This window comes from Bizionia hallyeonensis, assembly GCF_042657385.1.
Taxonomy (GTDB): domain Bacteria; phylum Bacteroidota; class Bacteroidia; order Flavobacteriales; family Flavobacteriaceae; genus Algorimicrobium; species Algorimicrobium hallyeonense.
Window position 1 is genome coordinate 1,000,866 of sequence record NZ_JBHSLA010000001.1, and the last position, 18,662, is coordinate 1,019,527.

Genomic DNA, 18,662 nt, shown 5'->3' on the forward strand with positions numbered 1-18,662 from the left:
ATGAAGGCCTTAATAAAAATAACAATTATAGCATTAGTATTAGTAACGATTGTGTCGTGTAAAAATGATTCCTCTCGTAATTACGAATACATGCCAAATATGTATCAATCGGTTGGCTATGAAACGTATTCTGAAACTAGCGCATTTAGAAATGGTGTAGAAGCGCAATTGCCAGCAGAAGGATCAGTACCAAGAGGTCATATACCTTTTGATATTGATAATACATTAGATGGTTTTAATGAAGCTAAAGCTACTTTAAAGAATCCTATAGACTCCCTCCAATTTGATAAGATAAGAGGAAAGGAACTTTATGATATTTACTGTGGAATTTGTCACGGAACTAAAGGTGATGGACAAGGCAATTTAGTGAAACGTGAAAAAATTCTTGGTATTCCAAGCTTTGACGATGTGGGAAGAGCTATAACCGAAGGTAGTATTTACCATACTATTTATTATGGTAAAAATGCCATGGGTTCATATGCTAACCAATTGAATGAGGAAGAGCGTTGGCAAGTAACCGCTTATGTATTAGAGTTGAAAGCCAATTTAGAAAAATAAGATAGATAAAGATTATATATAGATATGTACACATTCTCAAATAGATTAAAGACATTTTCTATTGCACTAATTATAATTGGAGCAATAGGTGTTGTTTATGGTTTTATGACATCTCATAAATCTTTTGAAGACGTTGAAACGATGTTGGCTGCAGAAGCTGCACATGGTGGAGGACACGGAGAAGAGGCTGGACACGAAGTCGCTACAACACATGATATGACTACCGAAACGGCTGCCCACGGTGACGCTTCAGAAAGTCATGTGGACGAACACAAAAAACATGTAGAACATGTACAACATCAAATGGCAAACAGACCTTGGTCTGCATTGTATGTTGCGGCATTTTTCTTCTTTATGATTGCGTTAGGTGTTTTGGCTTTTTATGCAATTCAGTTTGCATCTCAAGCGGGTTGGTCACCAGTTCTCTATAGAGTCATGGAAGGACTTACAGCTTATGTGTTACCAGGTGGTTTAATTGTATTAGCCATTGCAGTAGCATCCGGTACAATTGGTCATTACAACTTATTTATATGGATGGATCCAGAGGTGGTAGCTCAAGATAAATTAATTCAAGGAAAAGAAAGTTATTTAAACTTACCTTGGTTTATTATTAGAGGCTTAATATTTATTGCGGGATGGAGTTTATACAGACATTTTGCGCGTAAATTTTCAATCGCTCAGGATCAGGCAGAACCAGGTGATAATCGTAATTTTAAAAAATCATTTCGAATTGCCGCTGCATTCCTAGTATTTTATATTTATACAGAATCAATAATGTCTTGGGACTGGATAATGAGTGTGGACCCACACTGGTTTAGTACCTTGTTTGGATGGTATGTTTTTGCTAGTATGTTTGTAAGTGGTATTACCGTTATTGCTTTAATGTCTATTTACTTAAAATCTAGAGGGTACTTACCGTTTGTAAACGATAGTCATCTACACGATTTAGCCAAGTTTATGTTTGGTATTAGTATTTTCTGGACATACTTATGGTTCTCACAGTTTATGCTAATCTGGTATTCAAATATTCCAGAAGAGGTAACATACTTTGTAACAAGATTCCAAGATTACCAATTGCCATTTTTAGGAATGGTAGCTATGAATTTTATTTTCCCATTATTACTTTTAATGAATAGTGATTACAAACGTATTCCATGGTTTGTTGTTATGGGTGGTATTGTTATCTTAGCAGGTCATTATTTAGATATATTTGTAATGATTATGCCAGCAACAGTTGGTGACAGATGGTTTATTGGAATTCCTGAAATAAGTGCTATTTTGTTATTTGCTGGTTTGTTTATGTTAGTCGTATTTACGTCATTAACAAAAGCACCACTATTAGCAAAAGGAAATCCATTTATGAAAGAAAGTGAACATTTCCATTATTAAAAATTAATTAAAGTAGAGAAAAGACAATGACAGCTTTTTTAACAATTATAATAGTTCTTTTTATTGCTATTGCTATTTGGCAAATGGTAAAAATATTTGATCTGGCACAAGTAGGTGTAACAGATAATCAAGTAGCAAATGAGACAGATAATAAAATGAATGCGTATTTAATGATAGGTTTTCTAATCTTCATTTATGCTATCACAATCGTTTGTTTCGTTCTATGGGGTGATTTACCATTAATGTCTAATTCAGCATCTGAACACGGATCTGAAATTGATAACTTAATGATTATCTCTATGATCGTTATCTTTATCGTTCAAACTATCACACAATTCTTATTACACTTTTTTGCTTATAAGTACCGTGGAGAAAAAGGTAAAAAAGCATTATACTATGCGGATAATAATACATTAGAAGCTATTTGGACTATTATTCCTGTTATTGTTTTAGCGGGATTAATTATTTATGGTTTATTTACTTGGACCAGTATTATGAATGTTAATGAAGATGACGACCCTTTAATTGTCGAACTATATGCACAACAGTTTAACTGGAAAGCGCGATATGGAGGAAACGATAATACACTTGGAAAAGCCAATGTACGTTTAATTGATATTGATAAAGCAAACATTTTAGGAGTAGATGAATCAGATCCAAATGCTCAAGATGATGTTATTACTTCAGAATTGCATTTACCTGTAGGTAGACCGGTATTAATTAAAATGCGTTCACAGGATGTTCTGCATTCAGCTTATATGCCACACTTTAGAGCGCAAATGAACTGTGTTCCAGGTATGATTACGCAATTTGGTTTTACACCAACAGTTACAACAGCTGATATGAGGTTAACACCAGAAATGATTAAAAAGGTGGACAACATTAATGAAATTCGTGAAGAAAAAAATAAAGAATTAGCAGCTAAAGGTGAAGCACCTTTGGATCCTTACGAATTTGATTATCTAGTATTATGTAACAAAATTTGCGGTAAGTCACATTACAACATGCAAATGAAAATAGTAGTAGAAACCCAAGAAGAATACGACGCTTGGATGGCAGAACAAAAAGAATTTAAAGATTCTTTAATTAAGTAAATAAAAACGGTTTTAAAAAAAAAGCATATAGAAGATTATGTCAACACACGCAGATACTCACGCTCACGACGACGATCACGGACATCATCATAAGGAAACGTTCATGACTAAATACATTTTTAGTCAGGACCATAAAATGATTGCGAAGCAGTACCTTATTACAGGTACACTTATGGGAATTATAGGTGTTTTAATGTCTATCATGTTCCGTATTCAAATTGCTTGGCCAGAAGAACCTAATGTGTTATTTGAAGCTTTACTAGGTAAGTGGGCTCCAGGTGGTGTTATGGATGCTGATATTTATTTAGCATTAGTAACTATTCATGGTACTATTATGGTATTCTTTGTACTGACAGCGGGTTTAAGTGGAACTTTTAGTAACCTGTTAATTCCATTACAAATTGGTGCACGAGATATGGCGTCAGGTTTCCTAAACATGGTTTCCTACTGGTTATTTTTCTTATCAAGTATCTTAATGGTTTGCTCTTTGTTTGTAGAAGCAGGACCTGCAGCTGCGGGTTGGACAATATATCCGCCACTATCCGCATTGCCAATGGCACAAGGTGGTTCCGGAATGGGTATGACAATCTGGTTAATATCTATGGCTATCTTTATTGCTTCCTCGTTATTAGGATCATTAAATTACGTAGTTACAGTTATTAATTTACGTACTAAAGGCATGTCCATGACGCGCTTACCATTAACAATTTGGGCGTTCTTTGTAACGGCTATCATCGGTATCGTATCATTCCCTGTATTATTTGCAGCGGCTTTATTATTAATAATGGATAGAAGTTTTGGAACATCATTCTTCTTATCAGATATATTTATCCAAGGTGAAGTATTACATTATCAAGGTGGATCACCAGTGTTATTTGAACACTTATTTTGGTTCCTAGGACACCCAGAAGTGTATATTGTAATTCTTCCTGCTATGGGATTAGTTTCTGAAATTATGGCAACCAACTCACGTAAACCTATCTTTGGTTATCGTGCCATGATTGCTTCCATTTTAGCAATTGCATTCCTATCAACTATTGTTTGGGGACACCATATGTTTGTATCTGGTATGAACCCGTTCTTAGGATCAGTATTTACATTTACAACACTATTAATTGCTATCCCTTCGGCCGTTAAAGCCTTTAACTGGATAACCACAATTTGGAAAGGAAATATTCAAATGAATACAGCCATGCTGTTTTCTATAGGATTTGTTTCTACATTTATATCTGGTGGTTTAACAGGTATTATTTTAGGTGATAGTGCTTTAGATATTAACGTTCATGATACATACTTCGTAATTGCGCATTTCCACTTGGTAATGGGTATATCAGCATTGTATGGTATGTTTGCAGGTATTTATCATTGGTATCCAAAAATGTTTGGACGCATGATGAACAAAAAAATGGGATATATCCACTTTTGGATAACAGCTATTTGTGCTTACGGTGTTTTCTTCCCAATGCACTTTATTGGAATGGCAGGTTTACCAAGACGTTATTATACGAACTCGGCGTTTCCATTATTTGATGATTTAGCAAATGTGAATGTGGTCATTACAATCTTCGCTATTATTGGTGGAATTGTACAGATTGTTTATTTATATAATTTCTTTGCTAGTATGTTTTATGGTAAGAAAGCAGAACAAAATCCATGGAAATCTACTACTTTAGAGTGGACTGCTCCAGTAAAACATATTCATGGAAACTGGCCAGGTGCTATTCCACATGTTTACCGTTGGCCTTATGATTACAGTAAGCCAGGTCACGATGTCGATTTTGTGCCTCAAAACGTTCCGTTATTGGAAGGTGAAGAAGAGTTACATCACTAAACAATTCCCTTTTAAAAAGGGAGCTCATAATAACATTTATCATATCAAAGCCTTTCCATTAATTTAGAAAGGCTTTTTAGTTTTTTGATATAAATGTATTGTACACTTCGTATATTTGTTTATGAAGTTTTAATTTTGATTAATAAATACGATTCCCCTTTTCATGGGAACTGAACATGAACGAAAACCTAGATCCTACAAACGAAAATTTTTCACCGGAAGAAAATGACGTCGAGAAAAAGTTAAGACCGTTATCATTTGATGACTTTACAGGTCAAGATCAAGTATTGGAAAATCTTCAAATATTTGTTCAAGCCGCTAACGGTCGGGAAGAAGCTTTGGACCATACCTTATTTCACGGACCTCCAGGATTAGGAAAAACTACTTTAGCCCATATTTTGGCTAGCGAATTAGGCGTGAGTATTAAAGTTACATCAGGACCTGTTTTAGATAAACCAGGCGATTTAGCTGGACTACTTACCAACCTAGATGAACGCGATGTGCTATTTATTGATGAAATCCATCGGTTAAGTCCTATTGTGGAGGAATACTTGTATTCGGCTATGGAAGACTATAAAATCGATATTATGATTGAGTCTGGACCAAATGCTAGAACTGTTCAGATAAATCTAAACCCCTTTACCTTAATTGGTGCTACAACACGTTCCGGATTATTAACAGCGCCAATGCGTGCGCGTTTTGGAATCCAAAGTCGTTTACAGTATTATAACACGGAATTATTAACGACCATCGTGCAAAGAAGTGCTTCTATTTTAAACGTTCCCATTTCTATGGAAGCTGCTGTTGAAATAGCCGGAAGAAGCCGTGGAACACCGCGTATTGCTAATGCATTACTGCGTCGTGTTCGTGACTTTGCGCAAATTAAAGGAAATGGTAATATTGATATTAATATTGCGCGTTTCGCTTTGGAAGCTTTACATGTAGATGCGCATGGTTTAGACGAAATGGACAATAAAATCTTAACAACCATAATTGATAAGTTTAAAGGTGGTCCTGTTGGAATTACAACATTAGCAACAGCCGTTAGTGAAAGTGCTGAAACAATTGAGGAAGTGTATGAACCCTTTTTAATTCAACAAGGCTTCATCATGCGGACACCGCGTGGTCGTGAAGTTACGGAACAAGCCTATAAACATTTAGGACGGGTAAAAGGGCCTACTCAAGGCGGACTATTCTAATAATTCTTAATTTTGAAATCTAAAAAGCAAATACCGACGGTTCCATTTAGTAAATTCATTGGTAATTCTCTGGAGATTCTCAAAAACCCCCTACCTTTTCATCATAAGAATTTTACCGAACAAGGCGATGTTTTCCGTTTAAAAATTGGCTTTTCAAATAGCGTTGTTTTTGTTCGCAATGCTGCCTTTGCCGAATATGTGTTGCAAACCAATCAAAAGAATTATAAAAAATCTAAAATCCAAACAGAAGATTTAGTCAAATATGTTGGCAAAGGTTTGTTGACAGCTGAAGGTGAACATTGGAAAAAACAACGAAAACTTATTCAGCCTGCTTTTCATAAGAAGCAATTACAATCGCTTTTAGATAGTATAAAAAACGCCATTCTTTCGGAATATAAAAAAATTGAACCGAATCAGGTTATGGATGTGTTCCCCATTTTAAATGATTTGGCATTTCAAACCGTTGTAAAATCACTATTCAGTAGTGCCGCCAATCAAGGTGATATTAATCGCTTGCAATATATCACGGAAGCTGCTCAAAAAATGCTGGTTAAAGAATTACGTCAACCGTATTTAGGTTGGTGGTTTACATGGAGTGGCGAAATTGAAAAGCACCTAAAATTAACGGACGAAGCACGCCAAATATTAAAGCGAATTGTTGCCGAACGTCGGGAATCACAAGTAAAAGAAAACGATTTGTTGGATATGCTTTTGGATGCCAAATATGATGATGGCAATTCCATGGAAGAAGAACAGTTGATTGATGAAATTTTAATTTTATTTACAGCCGGACATGAAACCACCTCCAATGCGCTCACATTTACAACACAATTGCTCGCATTACATCCAGAATGGCAAGAACAAATTTATAACGAACGGGTAGAAATACAAGAACAAAGCAGCGACTTAATGACTTTGGTTACACAATCTAAAATCTGTCAGCAAGTTGTTGAAGAAGCCATGCGTTTGTATCCACCGGTTTATTTTATAGATCGCGTAAATATAGAAGCAGATAGTTTTAATGGATTAGATTTTGAAGCAGGATCTAATTTGTTGTTTTCGGTTTATGAAATGCATCGTCATCCCGATTTATGGGAACAACCAAACCATTTTAATCCCGAACGTTTTACTGAAGGAAGTCGGAAATTCTCATCGCAATATTTCCCTTTTGGAGCAGGACCACGAAAATGCATTGGAAACAATTTTGCTATGTTTGAAATGATTATAGCCATTTCAGAATTAACAGCTATGTATAAAATTCATCCGAAATTTGATACGATTGATATTACACCATTAATCACGCTAAAACCTAAAAACGCTTTGCTTACATTTGAAAGACGTTCATAATTAAAATCAAAATTTTTAAGCATAAAGCTAACTAATCATAAAGCTAAAACCGGTAAGTGACCAATACATCCAAATACAGTCAGATTATAAAAACGGAAGCCAAACGTCTTGGGTTTTTGTCTTGTGGCATCAGTCAAGCTGGTTTTTTGGAATCAGAAGCTCCACGTTTGGAAACTTGGCTGAACAAAAACATGAATGGCGAAATGTCCTACATGGAGAATCATTTTGATAAGCGTCTAGATCCAACCAAACTTGTGGAAGGCTCTAAATCTGTTATTTCACTATTGCTGAATTATTATCCTTCTGAAACCCAGTCAGAAGAGACTTACAAAATCTCTAAATACGCATATGGTAATGATTACCATCACGTTATTAAATCGAAATTAAAAGAATTAACGCATTTCATTCAAGATGAAATAGGTGACATAAACGGAAGAGCTTTTGTAGATTCGGCGCCAGTTTTAGATAAAGCTTGGGCCGCAAAATCCGGTTTGGGATGGATTGGGAAACATTCCAATTTATTAACACAGCAAGTGGGTTCTTTTTATTTTATAGCTGAACTTATTATCGATTTAGAATTGGAATATGATACCGTTACCACGGATCATTGCGGTACCTGCACCAAATGCATAGATGCCTGTCCAACCCAAGCTATTACAGAACCCTATGTGGTAGATGGCAGTAAATGTATTTCCTATTTTACCATTGAGTTAAAAGAAAATATTCCAACAGAATTTAAAGGTCAGTTTAACGACTGGATGTTTGGTTGCGATATTTGCCAAGATGTCTGTCCATGGAATCGGTTTTCAAAAGCACATAGCGAGCCGCTTTTCAATCCACACCCAGAATTATTGGATATGACCAAAAAAGATTGGGAAGAAATTACCGAAGACACGTTCCGTAAAGTATTTCAAAAATCGGCTGTAAAGCGAACCAAATTTTCAGGACTTACCCGAAATATTGATTTTTTAAAGGATTAGAACGCCATTAAAGTCTCCATCTTTTTTATACTTCTTTTATTCCTAAACTTGTACCTTTGTAAGTCCGATAAAATATTTATATATGAGTAAGCAAAGCAGAAGAAGAGAAGCCTTAGTATATCATGCCAAACCAACACCTGGTAAAATAAAAGTCGTACCAACAAAAAAATACGCCAGTCAGCGGGATTTATCATTAGCCTATTCACCGGGAGTTGCAGAGCCTTGTTTGGAAATTGCAAAAGATATAGATAACGTTTATAAATATACCACCAAAGGAAATTTGGTAGCGGTAATTTCCAATGGAACAGCCGTTTTAGGACTTGGAAATATTGGTCCGGAAGCGTCCAAGCCCGTAATGGAAGGTAAAGGTCTCCTCTTTAAGATATTTGCCGATATTGATGTGTTTGATATTGAAGTGGATACCGAAGATGTTGAAACATTCATTCAAACCGTGAAAATGATTGCACCCACTTTTGGTGGTATCAATTTAGAAGATATTAAAGCGCCTGAAGCCTTTGAAATAGAACGCAGACTAAAAGCCGAATTGGACATTCCAGTCATGCATGACGATCAACATGGAACGGCAATTATTTCAGCTGCCGCTTTATTGAATGCTCTAGAACTTGCTGAAAAAAACATAAAAGATGTTCAGATAGTTATTAGTGGCGCTGGTGCAGCTGCTATTTCTTGCTCACGATTATACCAAGCATTTGGAGCATCACGTGAAAACATGGTTATGCTAGATAGTAAAGGTGTTATTCGCAAAGATCGTGAAACCTTAACACCTGAAAAAGCAGAGTTTGCAACCCATAGAAAAATAGACACGATTGAAGAAGCTATGAACAATGCCGATGTATTTATCGGACTTTCTACTTCAGATATTGTTTCACCAGATATGCTGTTATCCATGGCAGACAATCCAATTGTTTTTGCCATGGCAAATCCAGATCCAGAAATACAATACGATATAGCCATTGCTACGCGTAAAGATATTATCATGGCAACTGGTAGAAGTGATCATCCTAATCAGGTGAACAATGTGCTTGGATTTCCATTTATTTTTAGAGGCGCGTTAGATGTTCGGGCTACTAAAATCAACGAAGAAATGAAAATGGCGGCTGTTATAGCATTGGCCAATTTAGCTAAAGAACCTGTTCCAGAGCAGGTGAATATTGCTTATGGTGAAACACGACTAACATTTGGCCGCGATTATATTATTCCAAAACCTTTTGATCCGCGATTAATTTCTCAAGTACCACCAGCAGTAGCCAAAGCAGCTATAGAAAGTGGTGTGGCTAAAAACCCAATTACCGATTGGGATAAATACGAAAATGACCTTTTAGAACGTTCTGGTTCGGATAATAAAATTGTACGATTACTTTTAAATCGCGCTAAATTAAACCCGAAACGTGTGGTGTATGCGGAAGCCGATCATTTAGATGTTTTGAAAGCGGCTCAAATAGCACATGACGAAGGAATTGCCATGCCTATTTTATTAGGTAGACGTTCCGTAATTGAAAAACTAAAAGAAGAAATTGAATTCGATGCCGATGTGCCTATTATCGATCCGAAATCTGATGAAGAAGAGGAGCGCTTAAAAGCCTATGCAAAAGTATATTGGCAACAACGCAAACGTAAGGGTGTTACGTTGTATTCAGCCGAGAAAATGATGCGTGAGCGTAACTATTTTGCTGCTATGATGGTCAATGAAGGTGATGCTGATGCGTTAATTTCTGGATTTTCAAGAAGTTATCCGTCCGTTGTAAAACCTATGTTAGAATTAATTGGTTTGGCACCAGGTTCTACACGAGTGGCAACAACAAATGTAATGATGACACAACGAGGACCGCTATTCTTAAGTGATACGGCTATTAACATCAATCCATCGGCTAGCGATTTAACTAAAATAGCCCAAATGACAGCAGGTGTCGTTAAAATGTTTGGTATGGAACCTGTAATGGCCATGATTTCATATTCAAATTTTGGTTCATCAAAAAATCAAACGGCAACCAAAGTTGGTGAAGCCGTAGCATATTTACACAAAAGACATCCTAATTTATTGGTAGATGGTGAATTGCAAGCCGATTTCGCATTAAATAGTGAAATGCTTCAAGATACCTTCCCATTTTCAAAACTAGCCAGGAAAAAAGTAAATACCCTTATTTTTCCAAATTTAGAATCTGGAAATATTACCTATAAGCTATTGAAAGAATTGAACCAAGCAGACTCCATTGGGCCAATAATGATGGGTATGCGTAAACCCGTTCATATTCTACAATTAGATGCTAGTGTAGACGAAATTGTGAACATGACAGCCATTGCCGTTATTGATGCACAGCAAAAAGAAAAATTAGCAGAAGCACAAAATGGGTGATTCGGTTAGTAAACACCTTTGTTTTGAAAATAATTTTATTACATTTGAGAGTTAATAGAATGTTAATTAATGATTACACATATTCAAGGAAGACTTGTTGAAAAAAGGCCAACAGACGTTGTAATAGACTGCAATGGTGTTGGCTATCATTTAAATATATCACTGCATACTTTTTCGCAAATACCAGAGGGTGAAAATCTTAAGCTGTATACGCATCTTCAAGTTAAGGAGGATTCGCATACCTTGTTTGGCTTTTCATCACTTGCTGAACGTGAAATATTCCGCATGCTTTTATCAGTTAGTGGTATTGGTGCTAGTACCGCGCGTACTATGTTGTCTTCTTTAACACCTGTGCAAGTTCGCGAAGGAATTGCAGTTGGTGATGTAGCATTAATACAATCTATAAAAGGTATTGGAGCCAAGACGGCTCAACGTGTTATTTTAGATTTGAAAGATAAAATTTTGAAAGTCTATGATATTGATGAAAATTCAACAGCACAAAGCAATACAAATAAAGATGAAGCGTTATCTGCTTTAGAAGTTTTGGGTTTTACCAAGAAACAGTCCGAACGCGTTATAGACAAGTTTTTAAGTCAAGAGCCACAAGCAAATGTCGAAACCATTATTAAGCAAGCGCTAAAAAATTTATAATAGATTTTGAATACAACCAACCCTAATTTATATAAATCCTTAAAAAATTACGTACTTGTTGCCAGTGCGCTTTTGTGTTCCGTATTAGCCTGGTCGCAAACAGAACCTGTAGAACAAGATTCAACACAAACCGGGTTTAATTTTGGCAATATGCAAATGCCAAATCCGTCGAGTATTGAGTCTAAATATAAATATGATCCCATAACGGATCGTTATATTTATACAGAAACAGTAGGCGAATTCAATATTAACTATCCCATAATCTTAACACCAGAAGAGTATCAGGATTTAATAGTAAGGCAAAGTTTACAATCGTATTACAAACAAAAAATTGATGCTTTTGATGGTGTCAAAGAAGGTAGCGAGGAAGAACAGAAAAATTTATTACCTGAATTTTATATCAATTCCGGTTTTTTCGAAACTATTTTTGGAAGTAATACTATTGAGGTTATTCCACAGGGTTCGGTAGAAATGGATTTAGGTGTTTTATTTACCAAACAAGATAATCCAGCCTTTTCACCCAGAAATAGAAGTAGTTTCACATTTGATTTTGATCAGCGTATCAGCTTAAGTTTACTCGGTAAAGTAGGAACAAGGTTGCAAGTAACAGCTAATTATGATACCGAATCCACCTTCGATTTTCAAAATTTAATCAAATTAGAATACACACCAACTGAGGATGATATTATTCAGAAAATAGAAGTTGGTAATGTTAGTATGCCACTAAATAGTTCCTTAATTACAGGAGCACAAAGTTTATTTGGTGTTAAAACACAATTACAATTTGGAAGAACAACCATTACTGGTGTGTTCTCTGAACAACGTTCAGACAGGCGAACCGTAGTTGCTCAAGGAGGTGGAACGCTAGAAGAATTTGATTTCTTTGCGCGCGATTATGATGAAAACCGTCACTTCTTTTTAGCGCACTACTTTCGAGATAAATACGATGACGCTTTAGCTAATTATCCGTTTATTAATACCAATGTTCAAATTACCCGTATTGAAGTTTGGGTTACCAATAGAACCAATCGAACGGAAAATGTTCGAAATATTGTCGCACTTCAGGATTTAGGGGAATCAAATCCAAATCCAGCCGCTAATGATATTTTATTAAACCCTATTCCTCCCGGATTTTTAAATGCAGGACCTAATGCATTTCCTGATAACGGAAATAACGATTATGATCCTACAGCCATTGGTTCTGGGTCTGTTTTAAATGATAATATTCGTGACATTGCAACCGCTCAACAAGGTTTTGGAAGTCTTTCAAGTGCTGTTAATGAAGGTTCTGATTATGCGAAATTAGAAAATGCCAGAAAGTTAACGGAAGGTCAAGAATATACTGTTGATACGCAATTAGGTTATATTTCCTTAAATCAACGCTTAAATAATGACGAAGTTGTAGCTGTAGCCTTCCAATATACCGTTGGCGGACAAGTATATCAAGTTGGTGAATTTGCCAATGGAGGTGTAGATCCAACCGGAATTGATAATTCTGGGCCTATTACAACGGTTACAAATAGTACGTTAGTTTTAAAATTATTAAAAAGTCCAATTACAAATGTGCAACAGCCTATTTGGGACTTAATGATGAAAAACATTTATGATACAGGCGCGTATCAATTGAGTCAAGAGGATTTTAAATTGAATATTTTTTATAGTGAAGCTTCACCATTAAATTTTATTTCCCCTGTTGCTGGAACACCATTTCCAGATTTTGAAGGGAATCCTATTCAGGAAACCACGTTATTACGATTATTTAATTTAGACCGCTTAAACTTTAATAATGATCCGCAAACTAATGGTGACGGATTTTTCGATTTTGTACCGGGAATTACCGTTTTACCACAAAATGGTAAAATTGTTTTTACAAAAGTAGAACCATTTGGTGAATATTTATTTAACACCTTATCATTATCCAATGCAGAAGATTATAACAATGATTTAACCTATAATGCTAACCAGGCGAAATATGTTTATGATGTATTATATAAGCAAACCAAGGCCGCAGCTTTAGAAGAAGCTGATAAGAACAAGTTTTTATTAAAAGGACGTTACAAATCTGAAGGTGGTGATGGCATTCCAATTGGAGCATTTAATGTGCCTCGTGGTTCGGTTACCGTTACGGCAGGTGGTAGAACGTTAGTGGAAGGTGTAGATTATACCGTAAACTATGGTGCAGGAACGGTTCAAATTTTAGATGAAGCCTTAAAAGCGTCCAATACACCTATTCAAGTTTCAACGGAAAACAATGCGGTTTTTGGCCAGCAAACAAAACGTTTTACGGGTGTAAATGTGGAACATAAGTTTAATGAAAACTTTGTTATTGGTGGTGCCTGGTTGCACTTAAACGAACGACCTATTACGCAAAAGGCAAATTACAGTCAAGAGCCTATTAATAATCATATTTTCGGATTTAATGGAAACTACTCTACTGAAGTGCCATTTTTAACCCGTTTAGTAAATAAACTTCCAAATATTGATACAGATGTTATGTCCAACGTATCGGTTCGTGGTGAGTTTGCTTATTTAGCACCAGGTTCTCCAAAAGGCACTGATTTTCAAGGTGAAGCCACTTCGTACGTGGATGATTTTGAAGGATCGCAAAATAATATCGATTTAAAATCACCACAATCGTGGTTTCTATCTAGTAGACCTCGTGGTATAAACGGTAATAACGATGACCAAAACGGTATTGCTCAAGGTTTTGATCGTGCCATGCTAAACTGGTATACTATTGATCCTATTTTCTATAGCAACAGAAGTCCCGATGGGATTACAGATGATGATATTTCTGATTTATTTACCAGTCGCGTATTTATAAATGAATTGTTTCCAGCCCAAGATATCGCGCAAGGTCAAACAACCGTTCTTTATACTTTGGATTTAGCATACTATCCAACAGAACGTGGTCCTTATAATTTCCAGACAAACAATGTTGATATTCCAAATGGCACTTTAACCAATCCGCAAGACAGTTGGGCAGGGATTACAAGAGGATTAACCTCTACAGATTTTGAACAAGCAAACGTTGAGTATATTGAATTTTGGTTACAAGATCCATTTCAAGAAAACACGACTAATCCAGGAGGTAAATTGGTATTTAATTTAGGTAATATCTCTGAAGACGTTGTTAAAGACGGTCGTAAATTATATGAAAATGGCTTACCAATTGACGGGAACGTTATTGGCGTTTTACCGCAATCGCCTTCTTGGAATACGGTTTATCCGCAAAATCAGTCCTTAATTTATGCCTTTGATACAACTGGAGACGAACGTACTAATCAAGATGTTGGTTATGATGGTTTGAGTGATGATGATGAACGCGCAGTTTTTACAGATTATTCGGCCTTACCGGATCCAGCAAATGACAATTATTCCTACTTTTTAAACGTAGATGGTGATATTTTTCAACGCTATAAAAATTATAATGGTGTAGATGGTAACTCACCAGACACGTTTTCCGATACCAATCGTGGTTCTACAACCCAACCAGATGTTGAAGATGTAAACCGAGATAATACCATGAATACCATAGATAGTTATTATGAGTATGAATTGGATATTAAGCCAGGCGATTTAAATATTAACAATCCATACATTGTTGATATTAAAGAAAATCAAATTAGAAGTCTACCAAACGGACAAACGGTGGTGCCAAAGTGGTATCAATTTAGAATCCCGGTTGATGATATTGATAGAACAGCAATAGGAGGAATTTCCGATTTACGTTCCATTCGTTTTGCTAGAATGTTTTTAAAAGAATTTACCGAGAAAACAGTATTGCGTTTTGGAACATTAGATTTAGTGCGTAGCGAATGGCGTCGTTATTCACAAACATTAGATACCGATGAAGGTGATCCCTCTTTAGATAACACCGAATTTTCAGTAGGAGTTGTTAGTACGTTAAAAAACGATGGTAGTTACCAGTCGCCTCCAGGTGTAGATCCAGAAGAGCTTTTTAATAATAATACAGTAGTTAGACAGAATGAACAATCTTTATTATTAGATGTTTGTGGGTTGGAATCTGAAGATGGACGTGCTGTATTTAAAAATATAAATGTGGATATGCGTCAGTACAAACGGTTACGTATGTACATGCACGCAGAGGAAAGTGATCAGCCAGGATTAAATGATGATGATTTATTTGGTTTTATTAGAATGGGTAATGATTTAACTCAAAACTATTATGAAATCATGGTGCCTCTTAAAGTCTCACAAGGCTTTTCAAGAGAAGCCCTTTGGCCAGAAGCCAATCAAATAAATTTACCATTAGAATTACTTCAAGATATAAAATCAAAATCAATAGCAGCTGGAAATATTAGCAGTCTAAATCCAACCTATTATGAGGTTATTGGAGAACAATTAAGTGCAGCAGCTGTCAATCAGTACGATCCATTGCCTGTTGGAATTGGCGATGCCGATAATTATCATCGTATCGCTATTGTTGGTAATCCAAATTTTGGCGATATCCGAACTTTAATGGTTGGTGTTAAAAACAGATCTGCACTTAACAAATGTGCCGTTGTTTGGCTTAACGAATTGCGTTTATCAGATATGGATAGCGAAGGTGGTTGGGCAGCCGTTTTAAGTATGGATTCTAATATAGCAGATTTTGCTAGTGTTAGTGCAACTGGACGTAAAAGTACATCAGGGTTTGGAAGTATAGAACAAGGCCCTCAAGAACGGAGTCGTGAAGATGTTCAGCAGTATGATATAGTAACCAATGTTAATGTTGGTCAGTTACTTCCTGAAAAATGGGGTATTCAAATACCATTTAATTATGGTGTTGGTGAAGAACGCATTACTCCTAAGTATGATGAATTTTATAGGGATATAGAATTGCAAACGCAACTGGATAATAATGTAGATCAAGATTCTATTTTAAATGTCAACGAAAATTTCACCAAACGAAAGAGTATTAATTTCATTGGTGTTCGTAAAATTAGAACCGGGGAATCTGCACCTCGTTTTTATGATGTGGAAAACTTTACCGTTAATTACTCCTTCAATAAAATAGAACATCGCGATTTTGAAATTGAAAGTGCGGTTGATAAAAATGTAAGAACAGGTGTTAATTATGCCTATAATTTTGCACCATTAAGTATAGAACCTTTCAAGAAGAATGATTCCTTATTTATGGGTAAATATTGGAAAATCTTAAAAGACTTTAATATTAATCCTGTACCTGCAAGTTTTACGGTAAATTCTAATATTAACAGGCAGTTTAATAAACAAAAGTTTAGAGAGATAGATTTAGGAGGCGGAAATATTGGTCTTCAAGAATTGTACAGACGTAATTATACCTTTGATTTTGGTTACACGATAAACTACAATTTAACCAAGTCCTTAACTATGAATTTTACGGCGTCTAACGTGAATATTGTTCGGAATTATTTCAAAAACAATATTCGCAATGGAGAACAAGATCCAAGTTTAGATGTTTGGGATGGTTTCTTTGATGTGGGAGATCCAAACACACAGTATCAACAATTGGGTATTAATTATGAAATACCAATAAACAAGATCCCAACCTTTGCGTTTATTGATGCCACCTATTCCTATAGTGGCGAATTCCAATGGCAAAAAGGATCAGATTTATTTGGCGATTTGGAAGTGGACGGTATAACCTACGATTTAGGAAATACCATTTCCAATGCCAATCAGCACAATCTAAATACAACGTTCAATATGAACAAATTGTATAATTATGTTGGGCTGAAAAAGAAAACTATTCGTAAAACGGCCGCTAATAGTCGTGATGTAAAAAGAACGCCAACACCTCCAGGCCAAGAGAGTCTAGCAAAAGATGGCCCAGTAGCAGATGCTAAAAAAGTATCTAAAAACAATACGGGAACCAAGCTTTTAAATACAGGAATTGGCATTGTTACAGCAGTTAAACGTATTCAGTTTAATTATGCCGAAACTAGTGGTACATATTTACCAGGATATTTACAAACTCCAGGATTTATTGGTACTTTAAAACCAACAGCTGGCTTTACATTTGGTAGTCAAAATGATGTTAGAAATATGGCAGCAAGACGTGGTTGGTTAACCTTATATCCTGATTTTAATGATCAGTATCGTGTAAATAAAACACGTCAATTGGATTTTTCTGCAAATATTGAACCTTTCAATGACCTGAAAATTGATATTGTAGGTAACAGAATGTACTCGGAAAACTATACTGAAAATTACCGTGTGAATGATTTAGGGAGCGAATTAGAGTATGAATCCTTAACGCCAAATGCCTTTGGAAACTTTAATATTTCTACTGTATTAATAAAAACAGCATTCACTGCAAGTGATGAAACCCAATCGCAAACATTCAATGAATTCAGGTCCAACCGATTAAAAGTAGCTAACAGATTAGCCCAAGAATTTTACGGTAATGCTGGCTATGCAGTAGATGCAGAAGGCTATCCGGTAGGATTTGGTAAAAACAGTCAGGCTGTCTTGTTACCATCCTTCTTATCAGCTTATTCCGGTCAGAAAGCTGAAAAAGTTTCATTGAGTGCTTTCAGGGATGTGCCAATTCCAAACTGGGATATTAAGTACACAGGATTAATGAATTTAAAATGGTTTAAAGATAAATTTAAGCGTTTTTCTATTGTTCATGGTTACCGTTCTAATTATACTATTAACCAATTCCGTTCCAATTTAGATTACGATGCTGATAACCCAACAGCGGTGGATCAGAGTGGAAATTTCAAGAACGAAAAACTATACAGTAATATTAATTTAAGCGAAATGTTTAGCCCGCTATTCCGTATTGATATGGAAATGAAAAGCTCCATTAAAATTTTGCTTGAAATGAAAAAAGACCGACTTCTTTCATTGAGTTTCGATAATAATTTAATGACAGAAATTCAAGGAAATGAATATATTGTAGGATTGGGTTACCGCATTAAAGATGTCCGAATTAAAACAAAACTAGCAGGACCGAAAAAACGTATTGTTAGCGATTTAAATATGAAAGCAGATGTTTCCGTACGTGATAACAAAACTATTATTAGGTATTTAGATTTGGATAATAACCAAATTACATCTGGTCAGACCATCTGGTCATTAAAATTTTCAACAGATTATGCGTTTAGTAAAAATCTAACTGGAATTTTTTACTTTGATTATGCTTTTTCCGAATACGCAATTTCAACTGCATTCCCACAGACTACTATTCGTTCAGGAATTACTTTAAGATATACATTTGGTAATTAATGCGTATTAGTTTGAAAATAT

At 35.6% G+C, this 18,662-nt stretch carries 10 protein-coding genes; all 10 read left to right on the forward strand.

The features are described 5' to 3' along the window. A complete protein-coding gene (locus ACFPH8_RS04525) occupies positions 1 to 558 on the forward strand; it encodes a c-type cytochrome (protein ID WP_248397599.1) in 558 nt (185 codons plus the stop codon). A 24-nt stretch (positions 559 to 582) separates the two neighbouring features. After that, positions 583 to 1,947 carry a quinol:cytochrome C oxidoreductase gene (locus ACFPH8_RS04530; protein ID WP_248397601.1) on the forward strand — a complete coding sequence of 455 codons (1,365 nt, stop codon included), beginning with the start codon at positions 583 to 585 and terminating at the stop codon, positions 1,945 to 1,947. 26 nt (positions 1,948 to 1,973) lie between these two features. Next, positions 1,974 to 3,041, forward strand: coding sequence for a cytochrome c oxidase subunit II (locus tag ACFPH8_RS04535; RefSeq protein ID WP_248397603.1), 1,068 nt, complete (start codon positions 1,974 to 1,976; stop codon positions 3,039 to 3,041). A 37-nt stretch (positions 3,042 to 3,078) separates the two neighbouring features. Continuing rightward, entirely contained in the window at positions 3,079 to 4,872 is a 1,794-nt protein-coding gene (locus ACFPH8_RS04540) for a cytochrome c oxidase subunit I (RefSeq protein WP_248397605.1), read from the forward strand. Positions 4,873 to 5,048: 176 nt separating this feature from the next. Further along, a complete protein-coding gene (gene ruvB / locus ACFPH8_RS04545; RefSeq protein WP_248397607.1) occupies positions 5,049 to 6,071 on the forward strand; it encodes a Holliday junction branch migration DNA helicase RuvB in 1,023 nt (340 codons plus the stop codon). Positions 6,072 to 6,083: 12 nt separating this feature from the next. After that, positions 6,084 to 7,418: a cytochrome P450 gene (locus tag ACFPH8_RS04550; RefSeq protein ID WP_376858825.1), complete on the forward strand. Its 1,335-nt coding sequence runs from the start codon at positions 6,084 to 6,086 to the stop codon at positions 7,416 to 7,418. 56 nt (positions 7,419 to 7,474) lie between these two features. Beyond that, the gene (gene queG / locus ACFPH8_RS04555; protein ID WP_376858827.1) at positions 7,475 to 8,398 is read left to right on the forward strand and encodes a tRNA epoxyqueuosine(34) reductase QueG; all 924 of its coding nucleotides are present in this window, start codon (positions 7,475 to 7,477) and stop codon (positions 8,396 to 8,398) included. A gap of 82 nt (positions 8,399 to 8,480) precedes the next feature. Beyond that, positions 8,481 to 10,772, forward strand: a complete 2,292-nt coding sequence (locus ACFPH8_RS04560) for an NADP-dependent malic enzyme (RefSeq protein WP_376858829.1) — start codon at positions 8,481 to 8,483, stop codon at positions 10,770 to 10,772. A gap of 69 nt (positions 10,773 to 10,841) precedes the next feature. Next, positions 10,842 to 11,423: a Holliday junction branch migration protein RuvA gene (ruvA, locus tag ACFPH8_RS04565; protein ID WP_248397615.1), complete on the forward strand. Its 582-nt coding sequence runs from the start codon at positions 10,842 to 10,844 to the stop codon at positions 11,421 to 11,423. Positions 11,424 to 11,429: 6 nt separating this feature from the next. Continuing rightward, positions 11,430 to 18,641 carry a T9SS outer membrane translocon Sov/SprA gene (gene sov / locus ACFPH8_RS04570; RefSeq protein WP_376858832.1) on the forward strand — a complete coding sequence of 2,404 codons (7,212 nt, stop codon included), beginning with the start codon at positions 11,430 to 11,432 and terminating at the stop codon, positions 18,639 to 18,641. The last annotated feature ends 21 nt before the right edge of the window (positions 18,642 to 18,662 follow it).

Excerpts from the sequence above, each read along its gene's own strand:
- ACFPH8_RS04525 (WP_248397599.1), top strand. The coding sequence starts at position 1 with ATGAAGGCCTTAATAAAAATAACAATTATAGCATTAGTATTAGTAACG.
- ACFPH8_RS04530 (WP_248397601.1), top strand. The coding sequence starts at position 583 with ATGTACACATTCTCAAATAGATTAAAGACATTTTCTATTGCACTAATT.
- ACFPH8_RS04535 (WP_248397603.1), top strand. The coding sequence starts at position 1,974 with ATGACAGCTTTTTTAACAATTATAATAGTTCTTTTTATTGCTATTGCT.
- ACFPH8_RS04540 (WP_248397605.1), top strand. The coding sequence starts at position 3,079 with ATGTCAACACACGCAGATACTCACGCTCACGACGACGATCACGGACAT.
- ruvB (WP_248397607.1), top strand. The coding sequence starts at position 5,049 with ATGAACGAAAACCTAGATCCTACAAACGAAAATTTTTCACCGGAAGAA.
- ACFPH8_RS04560 (WP_376858829.1), top strand. The coding sequence starts at position 8,481 with ATGAGTAAGCAAAGCAGAAGAAGAGAAGCCTTAGTATATCATGCCAAA.
- ruvA (WP_248397615.1), top strand. The coding sequence starts at position 10,842 with ATGATTACACATATTCAAGGAAGACTTGTTGAAAAAAGGCCAACAGAC.